Below are 12,995 nucleotides of genomic sequence, written 5' to 3'. Positions count from 1 at the left end.
TTTCACATGCGCGCCATTTTGTCTTGTTTTCGCGACAAATCGCATCAACATGCCGATTATGCGCCCATGATCGGCGCAGCATATCTTTTTGGGAGACGACGGCGAATGAAGCTCAACCTGAAGCAGCGGCTGGAAAAGAAGTTCGATGAGGAAATCCGTTTCTTCAAGGGCATGATGCAAGGGCCGAAGCTGGTAGGCGCCATCGTGCCGACCTCCACCATTACCGCCCGGCGCATGGCCAGCATCATCACGCCGGAAAGCGGACTGCCAGTGCTGGAACTGGGGCCTGGAACGGGCGTGATCACCAAGGCGATCCTGGCGCGTGGCATCAAGCCGGAGAAACTGGTTTCGGTCGAATATTCCGCCGACTTCCACCGGCACCTGACCGAGACAATCCCCGGCGTGAATTTCGTCCACGGTGACGCCTTTAACTTGGAAAAGACATTGGGGCCGCTGTCCGGTCTGTCCTTCGACTGCGTGATTTCCGCCATGCCGCTCCTGAACTTCCCGATGCAGGAACGCATCAGGCTGCTAGAGGACCTTTTGGACCGGATGCCGCATGGACGACCCTTCATGCAGATTTCCTACGGGCCGATGTCGCCGATCATCGCCAAGGGCGGAAGCTATTTCATCCAGCATTTCGATTTCGTGGTCCGCAACATTCCGCCAGCCCAGCTCTGGATCTATCGCCGCCGCTGAAGAGAACCAAGACATGTTCGCCGTCTACATCACCCATCCGCAGGTCCGGATCGACCCGGACGTGCCGGTGCCGCAATGGGGACTGTCTGACCTGGGGCAGGAGCGGACCCGCAGGACGGCGACAGCCGCCTGGGTGCGCCAGCTTGGCCGTATCGTCAGCAGCGCCGAGACCAAGGCCGTGGAAACAGCGGCGATCCTGGCGGGCGCGGCCAATATTGATCTCGAACAGATCGAGACCATGCATGAAAACGACCGTTCCGCGACTGGCTTTCTGACCCCGCCGGAATTTGAAAAGGCAGCGGACTGGTTTTTTGCCCATCCTGAGGATAGTTTTTGCGGCTGGGAGCGGGCCATTGATGCGCAAGCCCGGATTGTCGGGGCGATCCAGGATGTTCTTGGCCAGCACGATCCGACGGTTCCCATCGCCTTCATCGGTCATGGCGGCGTCGGAACCCTGTTGAAATGCCATCTGCAAAACCAGCCGATCCGCCGAAGCGGCGATCAGCCGCCGGGCGGCGGCAATCTCTTCTGCTTCACTCTTGCGGATCTGACCGTCACATGCGACTGGACCGCCATGGAAACCTGGCAGGGAGATCGTTGATGGATGCGCGCAATCGTTTGATCGTGGGGCTTGACGTCGCCACCGTCACTGAGGCGGAAAAACTGGTCTCGACGCTGGCCGAAGACGTGACTTTCTACAAGATCGGCTATCAACTGGCTTTTGCAGGCGGGCTGGAATTTGCCCGAGACCTCGCCCAAAGCGGCAAGAAGGTCTTTCTGGACATGAAACTGCTCGATATCGACAATACCGTCGCCTCGGCAGTGGAAAATATTGTCCGAATGGGCATGACCATGCTGACGCTGCATGCCTATCCGAAAGCCATGCAGGCAGCCGTGGAAGCAGCGCAAGGGTCAGGTCTCTGCCTGCTCGGCGTAACCGTCTTAACCTCAATGGATGACCAGGATCTCACCGATGCCGGTTATCAGGGCGATGCCCGGTCACTGGTCCTGAAGCGAGTTGCCCAGGCAAAAGAAAAAGGCATGGGCGGTATCGTCTGCTCGGCGCAGGAAGCGCAGGCTGTGCGCGCCATTCTCGGCTCCGACATGGCCATTGTCACGCCCGGCATCCGCCCCGCTGGCAGTGATGCCGGTGACCAGAAACGGGTGATGACGCCGGCAGACGCCATCCATGCCGGTTCCAGCCATTTGGTTGTCGGCCGCCCGATCGTCAAGGCAGACGATCCGAGAGCCGCAACCCAGGTCATTCTCGCCGAAATGCAGGCCGCTTTCACCTGACGTCTATGAGGAACTGTCCTCAAGGCTTGATGCCATTGCCGCTTAGCACATTGTTTTGGCCATTGTCGCGGATCAGGTCGGCGTCCCCACCAATGATCTGGTTGCCGCTGACAGTATTGAAATCCGCAAAGCTGTGGTTGTCGGCACCGCTACCGAAAGGGGCCGGCGGGTCCTGGTAGCAATAGAGATTGCGCCAGGCCTCCCGAGCATTCAGCCAGATGGCCGGGCGCGGGCGAAAAGCGTCCTGGTAGGTGAATTTATTATCGGCGATCCGGTTATGCTGCGGGGTCTGGTGACGAATCGTGCCGCCCTCGCCGCAATTGCGATAGAGAAAAATACCGCCATGCTGCGCATTGGCGAAGCTATTGGCTTCGATGACATTATGCGCCGATCCGTCCACCGCGATCATTTCGCGGCTTCGCGTCGCCAGTTCGAAACTATTGCCTGAAATGGTGTTATGCGCGGTCTCCGCATCGAGATAGATCGCCGATCCCTTGGTCTGCCCCTGGATGGTTGAGTGCGAGAGAGTCACATGGGTGACACCAGGCGCGACATAGAGCGGGATCGGGCCATCGGCGACAATCGACAGAGTGTCCAGCACGATACCGGACGGTGCGACCGACTGGGCATATTCGGTATGATTGCGATTGAGCGAGGATTGCCGCACCAACTCCGCCTCGCCATTGGCGCCAAGCCCCATGATGTGGATGGAACCGTAGATCTTGCAATTGCGGATCACGATGTCGTGCGGAACGCTCCAGCTCCCATCATCCTTGCGCAGCGAGGCAATGCGGATGGTGGGCGGCGCGCCCTTCGGCACGCTTCCCGGAAGGCCAATAACACCGCCATGGCAATCGATACTGACACCGCTGGCATCGGCCCCCAGCAATTCCAGGTTTTGCATCACCAGATCGTCATGGGTCAACTCAACCTTGCAGGCCAAACGCAAGACGCTTTCGGCCTCAAGCGGCGTGTCGCGCAGCGCATCATAGACGGAGGGAGCGCAGGGCTTGGCAAGCGCGCCATGGCTGGCAGCAGGCGCGGAGGCCGCGAACACACTGCCTTCCATCAGCGAGACGGTGGTAAAGGGGACCGGCAGCAAAGGAACGGACAACAGGAAAAACAACAGGACCGGCGTGAGCTTTGGAAGCCTGTTGATCTCCCTGCTCATTTCATTGCGTATCAGGTTGCTAATATTGCCCACCTTGACCTCGTCTCCGATTGGCGACCCAGACGGGCTGGCCGTCGCGCTGGATTTGACAATGCCTCATTCTTGCGGCCAAAGCCAAGGCCCCAAGACATCGCGCATGCACCCTTTCCGTCCGCTCGCCCATAGGCCGCCCATACTGGTGGCTTGACCTTGCCGCAAAATTCGCCGATCACCAAAGAGAAACCGAAAGAGGTGATTTGATGGCAAAGGGATATTGGATCGCGCGCGTCGATGTGCGTGATGCGGAACGCTACAAGGATTACGTCTCGACGGCAAAGCCGGCTTTTGAGCGTTTCGGCGCTGTCTTTCTGGCCCGTGGCGGCAAGACGGATGCCGTGGAAGGCCAAAGCCGGGCCCGCAACGTGGTCATCGAGTTTCCGTCCTTTCAGGCCGCTTATGATTGCTATCACTCACCGGAATATCAGGCCGCCGTCAAGATCCGCCAGGAAGTCGCCGACGGCGAGATTGTTCTGGTCGAAGGCAACCTTTGATCCCAGTTTCAAAGCGGTTCTATTAACTCTGGTCCCAGACATTAACTCTTGCCCAAGACATGGGACAGCATGATTCTGCTTCACCTCGCTGCGCATTAGCGATATGAGACAGCTGATGAATTGGTCTGATATTCCGATCCGCAGGAGCACTCTATGACGTTCGCAAATCTTCCGCCGCTCGTTACCGTTTTCGGAGGCTCCGGATTCGTGGGCAGGCATGTGGTGCGGGTGCTGGCGCAGCGCGGTTACCGGGTGCGCGTCGCCGTGCGCCGCCCCGATCTGGCGGGTTTCGTGCTGCCGTTCGGCAATGTCGGACAGATTTCGCTGTCCCAGGCCAATCTGCGCTACCGCGACAGCGTCGCAAAGGCTGTTGAAGGCGCATCGGTTGTCGTCAATTGCGTCGGCATCCTGCTGGAATCAGGCCGCAACAAGTTCGACGCCGTGCAGGATTTCGGTGCCCGTGCCGTGGCTGAAGCAGCAACCGCTGCAGGTGCCAGGCTGGTGCATATCTCGGCCATTGGCGCCGATGCGAAATCGGCTTCCAGCTACGCAGCCAGCAAGGGCCGTGGCGAAGATGCCATCCGCCAGGTCGCGCCGGGCGCGGTCATCCTTCGGCCATCCATCGTTTTCGGCCCCGAGGACAGCTTCTTCAACAAGTTTGCCGCAATGGCCCGCCTGTCGCCCGTCCTACCCTTGATCGGCGGCGGCAAGACGAAATTCCAGCCGGTCTTCGTCGAAGACGTGGCCGAAGCCGTGGCCAAAGCCGTCGACGGCAAGGTGGCTGCCGGTCTCTTTGAGCTGGGCGGACCGGAAGTTCTGACCTTCCGGCAATGTCTTGAGGAAATGCTGCGGGTTATCGACCGCACCAATCCGCTGGTGTCGCTGCCCTTCGGTATCGCTTCGCTGCTTGCCTCCGTCGCCTCGGCTATTCCGCTGATCACACCGCCGCTGACCAATGATCAGCTGACGCTGCTGAAAAGTGATAACGTGGTCTCCGAAGCCGCCAAAAAGGAAGGCAGGACGCTCACAGCCCTTGGTATTACGCCGACAGCTGTTGCCGCCGTGCTGCCCTCCTATCTCATCCATTTCCGTCCGCATGGACAATATAGCCGCTCCGGCAAGGCAGCCTGATCGGCATCGGATTGAGAATCACTCTTTAGAATCGTTCATGCGCCCCATACGGCGCATGAAAAGAGGCTTGTTTTGATCCAGGAAAAGCGAAACCCAGCTTTACCGCAATGGCAAGCTTAGTCTCCAGTGCGGCGCGGGCCATGTGTCGGCGTTGCACAAAAGACGCAGAAATTAATTAGTTTCATTAACTGCCAATTCAGCACATTCCGCTATTGATGTTGAGGTGGGCCATGCGTAAAGACGGATCAATGCATGGGGCCAGCGTTCTTCGCACCCGCCATTTCACATTCTTCTGAGGTACTGATTTCATGGGCAAATCTATCGCACTGTTTTTTGCGTGTGCGGCATTGGTTGTCATCGCAGGTTCCTTCGTCGCTCCCTCGACGGTCGCAGCTCGTAAGGGCAATTGCGCACCCGCCTACGGTGTTGACCCTTGCAGCACGGGCTCGATTGCCCGCTGAGACCTGCGGGTCATCCTGTTCCCCGTCATAGACCCTTTCCGGGAACCGTAAAAAGCGGTTTTCTATCAGGCTATGCGTAAAACAAAGAGATAGTTTCTCTCGTTTACGTTTCTGGAAGCGCGTTTCCATTTTTCTCTGAAAAACACTACAGCGCCGTGCGTTCATAAAACACGCGGCGCTGTAGGAATTCGTGTGCGTCACGCCGCCAATCGTTTGACGACGCGCCACAGGATGGGCAGGCCCCTCAAAGCAAAGGGGCCCCTTGGGTTTGTCTTATCCCCAGACCAGAAGGCCAATCAGGCCCACGACGCCGACGGCTATCCGCCACCAGGCAAAGGGTGCATAGCCGCGGCGGGAGACGAAATCGAGCAGTCCACGCACCACAAACAGCGCCGAAATGAACGCCGCAAGGAAGCCGACGCCGATCAGCAGGCCGTCATCCATGCTGAGTGCATTGCGGTTCTTGTAGAGATCCAGCACGAAGGCCCCCAGCATGGTCGGCATCGCCAGGAAAAACGAAAACTCGGCAGCCGAACGCTTATCTGTCCCCATCAGCAGCGAGCCGACAATGGTTGCGCCCGAACGTGATGTGCCGGGAATCATCGCCAGGCACTGGAACAGGCCGATCTTCAGAGCCAGTGACAGCGGATAATCCATGACGTCGGTATAGCGGGGATTGAACGTCATCCGATCAACCCACAGAAGAATTACCCCGCCCAGGATCAGCATCACGCAGATCAGCATCGGGGTTTCAAACAGCACGGCCTTGATGAAGTCATGGGCCAGCGCGCCGATAATGGCGGCGGGCAGGAAAGCCACCAGCACAGCCAGGACGAAATGGCGGCTTTTGGGATTGCTGGGCAAAGACAGCGCAATCCCCAGCAATTTCTGGATATAGACAGCCAAAATAGCAAGAATGGCACCGAGCTGAATCAGCACTGCAAAGGTGTTTCCGGGCGATTTGAAGCCGAGAAAATGGCCGGCCAACAGCACATGCGCCGTCGAAGACACCGGGATGAATTCCGTAAGGCCCTCGATAAGACCGAGAAGAAGGGCGCTGACGATCGATTGATCTTCCATGGATTGTCCTTTGATAGGCGTGACAAGGAAAGCGATTCGCTTGTATGACGGAATGAAATTCCTATAGACGCAAGGTTGGCCCCCTGGCCAGATGTTATGGCCAGATGGAATGGCCAGCCAAGAGAAACCAGACAGCCCCGATCATCGCCCCCAACCGGAACAGTGCCCCATCAATGCCCACTTTGTATCACCATCCGATGTCAACCACGTCCCGCTTTGTCCGATTGATCCTGTCGGAATACGGTTTTCAGGCAGATCTGGTCGAAGAACAGACCTGGGAAAAGCGCCGGGAATTTCTCACCCTCAATCCCGCTGGCACCCTGCCCGTCTATGTCGATGACAATATGCGCACGCTGTGTGGCTGCACGGTCATATCGGAATTCCTGGACGAAACCCATGGCGTCTTGAAGCGGGACCGTCGGCTCTTGGCCGAAGACCCCTTCCAGCGCGCCGAAATCCGACGGCTGGTGGACTGGTTCCTGCAAAAGATGGAACAAGACGTCACCCGGCCACTGGCCCGTGAGCGGGTGTTCAAATTGCAGATCCCCAACGGGCTTGGTGGCGGCGCACCGGATTCCAAGGTGCTGCGCACCGCCCGTGGCAATATTCGCCAGCACATGAAATATCTGAGCTGGCTGGCTGGCTCGCGCACCTGGCTGGCGGGCGACCGGCTCAGCTATGGCGATCTTGCTGCCGGTGCGGCGATATCGGTGCTGGATTACCTTGGCGAGATCGACTGGGCGGAATCACCGATTGCCAAGGACTGGTATCAGCGGCTGAAATCGCGCCCGTCGTTCCGACCGCTGCTGGCCGAGCGGGTGCGTGGCCTCACCCCTGTTTCCCACTATGCGGATCTGGATTTCTGACGGAAAACACCATGGTCAAGGAAAGCAACCCCGAGCGGACGGCGGAAAAGGCCAAGGCCCGGGCCGCAAAGCTTTCCGCCTTCATCCGCCAGGAATCGGCTGACAAGGGTTTTGATCTCTGTCGGATCACCGGGCCGCAGAGCATTCCCCAGGCCCCTGCCCGGCTGATGGAGTTCGTGGACGCTGGCTATCACGGGACCATGGCCTGGATGGAGGAAACGCGCGAGCGGCGCGGCGATCCGAAAGTGCTGTGGCCGCAGGTTCGCTCCATCGTGATGTTCGGCCTGAATTACGGCCCTGAGACCGATCCGCGCTACCTACAGGCGCAGCCCGACAAGGCAGCGATCTCCGTCTACGCCCGCAACCGTGATTATCACGACATCATCAAGGGCAAGCTGAAGGAAATCGCCACCCGCTTTGCCGCCCGGGCCGGTGAGGATGTAAAAGTCTTCGTCGATACAGCCCCTGTCATGGAAAAGCCGCTGGCCGCTGCTGCCGGGCTTGGCTGGCAGGGCAAGCATACCAATCTGGTCAGCCGCGATTACGGCTCCTGGCTGTTTCTCGGCAGCCTGTTCACCACAGCCGAGCTGGAACTGGACGCAGCGGAGCGCGACCATTGCGGCTCCTGCCGCGCCTGTCTCGACGCCTGCCCGACATCGGCCTTCCCTGCCCCCTACCAGATCGATGCCCGCCGCTGCATCTCTTATCTCACCATCGAGCATAAGGGCGTGATCGATCGCGACCTACGCCCAGCCTTCGGCAACCGGATCTATGGTTGCGACGATTGTCTGGCCGCCTGTCCCTGGAACAAGTTTGCGGCGCAGACGCAGGAGATCAAGCTTCAGGCCCGCGAAGACCTGATGGCACCTGACATCGCCTTTTTCCTCACCCTTGACGATCCAGGCTTCCGCAGCCATTTCAGCGGTTCGCCGGTCAAGCGGATCGGACGTGACAGGTTTGTGCGCAATGTGCTGATCGCGGCCGGCAATTCGGGACTGTCAACGCTGATCACGCCCTGCCTGGGCCTGCTCGCCGATGCCTCACCGGATGTGCGTGGCATGGCCGTCTGGGCGCTGTCGCGCCTCATGCCGCCGCAGGCGTTTCGCGACCTCGCACATTATAGAGACAATGAGCCCGATAGCGATGTCAGGGCGGAATGGATAGCAGCCGGAGTGACCCCATGAGACTGATGATTTTTGGCGCCGGATATTCCGGCAAGGCAATTGGCCAGCACTTTATCCAGCAGGGCATTCCCGTCAGTGGCACGACGCGCTCACCGGCCAAGGCCAAGGCTTTGAGCGATCTCGGCATCGAACCGCTGGTTTTTGACGGCCAACGTCTTTCAGACGAGATCATCCAGGCCATGGCCTGCGCCACGCATGTCGTCCAGTCAATTGCTCCAGGCAGCGACGGCGACCCTCTGCTGCGGTTGACGCAGGGCGAGCTGAAGACATGGATGCCCAAAGTGCAATGGCTGGCCTATTTGTCGACCGTCGGCGTCTATGGCGACCATCAGGGTGCATGGGTGGATGAAGACACGGTCTGCAAGCCTGTCTCGGTGCGTTCCAAAGAGCGGGTGGAGGCAGAACAGGCCTGGGGGAGAGCCGCGCTTGCGGCAGGTGTGCCGCTCTCGACACTGCGGCTGTCAGGCATTTACGGGCCGGGTCGCAATGGTCTTGTCAACATGGCCGAAGGCACGGCCCGGCGTCTGGTGAAAAAGGATCAGGTGTTCAACCGGATCCGCGTCGAAGATATTGCCGCCGCGACCTGGTTTCTGGCCGCGCGAAACGAGCAGGGGATCTTCAATATCACCGACCACGAACCCGCCCCGCCGCAGGATGTGGTGGCAGAGGCTGCCCGGCTGATGGGGGTAGAGCCGCCGCCGGAACAGGCCTTCGAAACAGCAGAACTGTCGCCGATGGCGCGGTCCTTTTACGGTGAGAACAAGCGGGTAATGAATGCCAAGGTCCAGGCGCTGGGCTTTGCCTTTGCCTATCCCGACTACCGGGTTTCTCTCAGCCAACTCTGGTCTTCAGGCCGCTGGCGGGGGTAGGCAAGCACATTCATTCCTGAATTGCGCCCTATTTCGCTCAAAAATTGCGCCGATTTCGCCATATTTGCCGACTTACCCCCGCGTTTGATGTGTAATTTTTAGAGCCAAGGGAAAAATATTTTGTGATCGATTCAAAATCACATAGCTCGCAATATTATTGCGTTTTTAGGCTGTTTTTAAACAGTTTTTCTAAATTCCTACCAAAAAGTAAATTTTGCCTTATCATCACGAATATATCTTAACGTAACATTCCGTGATCGACTGAGGCACTTTTTTGCCATTTTTGACCACCTTTAAGCCTCCCTACGCAAATTTCATCTCAGAAATAGCAAAGGGAAACGAAAACTTGGTGCCTCTCAGTCGGTCAGTCCTCATCGCAGCAGCTATTACCTCTCTTGTTGCTTTCAGCCCTCTCCAGGCCTTTGCAGCAAATGGTTGCGGTGGCGCTTCCTGGTATGCGCTATACTCGCGCACTGCTTCTGGCGAACGGATGAACCCTACGACCTTTACAGCCGCTCATAAGTCATTGCCCTTCGGCTCCAAGGTCAAGGTCACCAACCGCAACAACGGCAAGACAGTCGTGGTGCGGATCAATGATCGCGGTCCGTTCATCAAGGGCCGGGTTCTCGATCTGTCAAAGGCAGCCGCCGCCGATATCGGCATGGTCGGTAGCGGCACAGCCAAGGTCTGCTACGAGCTGATCGGCTAGGATTTGTTGATATTCAGGCCTGGTCGGGCTGCAAACGGCAATTTTCTGCGCTTCCGGTGCTCATGTACTCAAGTACACTGCGCTCCGGTTCTCGAAAATCACCGTTTTCGCCACACCCAGACCTAAATCTCAACAAACCCTAAGCACGGCGGATGGATTAAACCATGCCAGGGTGTTCTGTTATCCTGATGCCTATTGCTTCTATCGAAAATTTGCCCCCACTTTTTGGTAGTCTTCAGTAACGCAGCTTGCCCCAACGGCATTTCATCGCTACCACGCAAGGTCTGATGGATCACCAAGGAGAAGACCATGCGTTTGGGCGGACGGCTAGCCGGAGCAATAGAAGTTCTGAGCGATATCGAGACACGCCGCAGGCCAGTGGCCGACGCCCTGAAGGATTGGGGCCTGGCGCATCGCTTCGCCGGATCCGGTGATCGCGCCGCCATCGGCAATATCGTCTATGACGCCTTGCGCATGAAGCTTTCCCACGCCTATATCATGGATGACGACAGCCCTGCCGCCCTCGGCTATGCCGTATTGCTGCGGCAATGGGGAATGGCCCCCGAAAGCCTTGCAGCGGACCTTGATGGCGACAGCTTTGCTCCGGCACCGTTGACGCAGGCACAGTCGGCAGCCTTTTCCAGCCGAACGCTGGAGGACGCACCGCAGTTTGTCCAGGGTGATATTCCTGAATGGGTGGTTCCATCCTTCGAAGCCGTGTTCGGAGCCGACTGGCTGCGCGAGGCGCAGGCGCTGGCCGTGCGTCCCAGCCTCGATCTGCGCGCCAACACGCTGAAGGCCAATCGCGACAAGGTCCTCAAGGCGCTGTCGCATACGCAGGCAAGGCCTGCCACTATTTCTCCCATCGGCATCCGCATCGAGCCGGGCGAAGGCCCGTCGCGCCTGCCGAATGTCACCGCCGAGCTTGGCTTCCAGAAGGGCTGGTTCGAGGTTCAGGACGAGGGGTCGCAGATCGTCTCGGCGCTGGTCGAACCGGCGGAAGGTCATCAGGTGCTGGATTTCTGCGCAGGCGGCGGTGGCAAGACGCTGGCTATGGCAGCCACCATGGGCAATAAAGGTCAGGTTCACGCCTATGATAGCGACCGCAAGCGGCTGGCGCCGATCATCGAGCGGCTGAAACGAGCAGGCACCCATAATATTCAGGTCCATGACCGGATCGCCGCCCTGCAATCTTTGACTGGACGGTTCGACAAGGTGCTGGTCGATGCCCCCTGCACCGGCACCGGCACCTGGCGGCGCAGGCCCGATACCAAATGGCGGCTGACCGACCGCAATTTGCAGGAGCGGATCGAACAGCAGCAACAAGCGCTGACTGAGGCTGCTACCTATGTCCGGTCCGGCGGTGAGTTGATCTACGTCACCTGCTCGGTGCTGCCAGAGGAAAACGACCGGCAGATCGAAGCCTTCACCGCCGCCCATCCGCAATTTTCGCCGATGCCGATGCTGGAGCGCTGGACGGGGCTGTTTGGCGCGTCTGTCGCCAAGCCCATCTCCGCCAATGGCAAAAGCCTGACCTTAAGCCCTGCCGCAACCGACACGGATGGGTTTTTCTTCTGCCGGATGGTCAAGGCTTGAGATCGGGATGCACCCTAAATACTTAGGGCTATTCCTGATTGTTTGACACTAGTTTAATTTTGTTCCATGACATGCCCACAGACCACAAGCGGCGCTAAAGGCGCCAGAGGAGAGGGCATGTCTCGACCATTCATGATCGGCGCCGGTCTGGCGCTTTTCATCGCTTCAACCAGTTTTGCCGCTCCGGCAGCGAAAGCGCCGGAAGCCGATGCGGTATTGAAGCATTATGCAGAGCTGGCGGAAGCGAAATACCAGGATTCGCTTACCACAGCCAAGACGCTGGATGCCGCCGTTGACGCGCTCCTTGCCAAGCCTAGCAAGTCGACGCTCAACAAGGCCCGCTCCGCCTGGATCAAGGCGCGTGTGCCTTACCAGCAGTCGGAAGTCTATCGCTTCGGCAACAAGATTGTTGATGACTGGGAAGGCAAGGTCAATGCCTGGCCGCTGGACGAAGGCCTGATCGACTATGTCGATAAATCCTACGGCACTGAAAGCGATACCAATGCGCTTTACACCGCCAATGTGATTGCCAATACCAAGATCAAGATCAATGGCGAAGAGGTGGACGCCACCAATCTGACACCGGATTTCCTGGCCAACAAGCTCCAGGAAGCCGGTGGCGTCGAGGCCAATGTGGCAACCGGCTACCATGCCATCGAATTCCTGCTCTGGGGCCAGGACCTGAACGGCACTGGCCCAGGCGCTGGCAACCGTCCCTTTACCGATTACGACCTGAAGAATTGCACCGGCGGCCATTGCGACCGGCGCGCTCAGTATCTGAAGTCGGCCTCGACCCTGTTGGTCTCCGACCTTCAAGAAATGGTCGATGCCTGGAAGCCGGAAGGTGAAGCGACAAAGACCTTGCTGGCCGACCCGACCTCAGGCCTCAAAGCTATTTTGACCGGCATGGGTTCGCTGTCCTACGGCGAACTGGCTGGCGAGCGCATGAAGCTTGGGCTGTTGCTGCACGATCCGGAAGAAGAGCATGACTGCTTCTCCGACAACACCCATAATTCGCATTATTACGACGCACTCGGCATTCGCTCGGCCTATACCGGCAAATATACCCGCACCGATGGCACCAAGATGACCGGCCCATCCCTGTCGGACCTGGTTGCCGCCAAGGACAAGGCGCTGGACAAGGAAATGAAGTCCAAGCTGAACACGACGATGAAGGCGATGACCGCTCTCGTCAAGCGTGCCAAGTCCGTCGAGCATTACGACCAGATGATTGCCGAGAACAATAAGGACGGCAATGCCACCGTACAGGCGGGTATCGACGGTCTGATCGACCAGACCAAGTCGATCCAGCGCGTCGTGGCGGCCCTCGATCTCGGCGAAGTCAAGCTGGAAGGCTCCGACAGCCTCGACAACCCCAGCGCCGTCTTCAAGTAAGAACGGAT

13 protein-coding genes are annotated in these 12,995 nt (G+C 58.5%); 11 read left to right on the top strand and 2 right to left on the bottom strand.

Features of this window, described 5'->3' with window-relative positions; all coding sequences use genetic code 11:
• The first annotated feature begins 105 nt into the window (after window positions 1-105).
• From pmtA to pyrF, 3 genes are read left to right on the top strand one after another with little or no spacing between them, the layout of a single operon-like run.
• On the top strand, window positions 106-699 hold the full coding sequence (gene pmtA / locus AVCG78_RS17125; RefSeq protein WP_012654764.1) for a phospholipid N-methyltransferase PmtA: 594 nt from the start codon (window positions 106-108) through the stop codon (window positions 697-699).
• Window positions 700-712: 13 nt separating this feature from the next.
• Complete coding sequence (locus AVCG78_RS17120) at window positions 713-1,300, top strand: histidine phosphatase family protein (RefSeq protein WP_071202493.1); 588 nt, start codon at window positions 713-715, stop codon at window positions 1,298-1,300.
• Entirely contained in the window at window positions 1,300-1,995 is a 696-nt protein-coding gene (gene pyrF, locus AVCG78_RS17115; protein WP_071202491.1) for an orotidine-5'-phosphate decarboxylase, read from the top strand. Before AVCG78_RS17120 ends, pyrF begins: the two co-directional genes overlap by 1 nt.
• A 19-nt stretch (window positions 1,996-2,014) precedes the next feature.
• On the opposite strand, the gene AVCG78_RS17110 is transcribed toward pyrF, so the two are convergent.
• A complete protein-coding gene (locus AVCG78_RS17110; RefSeq protein WP_071202489.1) occupies window positions 2,015-3,199 on the bottom strand; it encodes a right-handed parallel beta-helix repeat-containing protein in 1,185 nt (394 codons plus the stop codon).
• Between the two features lie 206 nt (window positions 3,200-3,405).
• Between AVCG78_RS17110 and AVCG78_RS17105 the strand changes: the two genes are divergently transcribed.
• The gene (locus tag AVCG78_RS17105) at window positions 3,406-3,696 is read left to right on the top strand and encodes a DUF1330 domain-containing protein (protein WP_012654760.1); all 291 of its coding nucleotides are present in this window, start codon (window positions 3,406-3,408) and stop codon (window positions 3,694-3,696) included.
• A gap of 153 nt (window positions 3,697-3,849) precedes the next feature.
• Window positions 3,850-4,827, top strand: coding sequence for a complex I NDUFA9 subunit family protein (locus AVCG78_RS17100; protein WP_012654759.1), 978 nt, complete (start codon window positions 3,850-3,852; stop codon window positions 4,825-4,827).
• A 734-nt stretch (window positions 4,828-5,561) separates the two neighbouring features.
• Here the strand turns inward: AVCG78_RS17100 and AVCG78_RS17095 are convergent.
• Complete coding sequence (locus AVCG78_RS17095; protein ID WP_071202487.1) at window positions 5,562-6,368, bottom strand: undecaprenyl-diphosphate phosphatase; 807 nt, start codon at window positions 6,366-6,368, stop codon at window positions 5,562-5,564.
• A 173-nt stretch (window positions 6,369-6,541) separates the two neighbouring features.
• On the opposite strand from AVCG78_RS17095, the gene AVCG78_RS17090 reads away from it, so the two are divergent.
• The 6 genes from AVCG78_RS17090 (at window position 6,542) to AVCG78_RS17065 (ending at window position 12,987) form a co-directional block, all read left to right on the top strand.
• Window positions 6,542-7,234 carry a glutathione S-transferase family protein gene (locus AVCG78_RS17090; protein ID WP_012654757.1) on the top strand — a complete coding sequence of 231 codons (693 nt, stop codon included), beginning with the start codon at window positions 6,542-6,544 and terminating at the stop codon, window positions 7,232-7,234.
• Between the two features lie 11 nt (window positions 7,235-7,245).
• Window positions 7,246-8,418 carry a tRNA epoxyqueuosine(34) reductase QueG gene (queG, locus tag AVCG78_RS17085; protein WP_071202485.1) on the top strand — a complete coding sequence of 391 codons (1,173 nt, stop codon included), beginning with the start codon at window positions 7,246-7,248 and terminating at the stop codon, window positions 8,416-8,418.
• Window positions 8,415-9,287 (top strand): SDR family oxidoreductase, encoded by an 873-nt coding sequence (locus AVCG78_RS17080; protein ID WP_071202483.1) that lies wholly within the window; start codon window positions 8,415-8,417, stop codon window positions 9,285-9,287. Before queG ends, AVCG78_RS17080 begins: the two co-directional genes overlap by 4 nt.
• Before the next feature lie 373 nt (window positions 9,288-9,660).
• A complete protein-coding gene (locus AVCG78_RS17075; RefSeq protein WP_409065484.1) occupies window positions 9,661-9,996 on the top strand; it encodes a septal ring lytic transglycosylase RlpA family protein in 336 nt (111 codons plus the stop codon).
• A gap of 309 nt (window positions 9,997-10,305) precedes the next feature.
• Complete coding sequence (locus tag AVCG78_RS17070; protein WP_071202481.1) at window positions 10,306-11,592, top strand: RsmB/NOP family class I SAM-dependent RNA methyltransferase; 1,287 nt, start codon at window positions 10,306-10,308, stop codon at window positions 11,590-11,592.
• Between the two features lie 117 nt (window positions 11,593-11,709).
• The gene (locus AVCG78_RS17065) at window positions 11,710-12,987 is read left to right on the top strand and encodes an imelysin family protein (RefSeq protein WP_071202480.1); all 1,278 of its coding nucleotides are present in this window, start codon (window positions 11,710-11,712) and stop codon (window positions 12,985-12,987) included.
• Window positions 12,988-12,995: the final 8 nt, after the last annotated feature.

This window comes from Gillisella vitis, from assembly GCF_021559775.1.
In the GTDB taxonomy this organism is placed as follows: domain Bacteria; phylum Pseudomonadota; class Alphaproteobacteria; order Rhizobiales; family Rhizobiaceae; genus Allorhizobium; species Allorhizobium ampelinum.
Note: the sequence above shows the minus strand (reverse complement) of the source record. Positions and strands in the feature narration are given on the sequence as shown.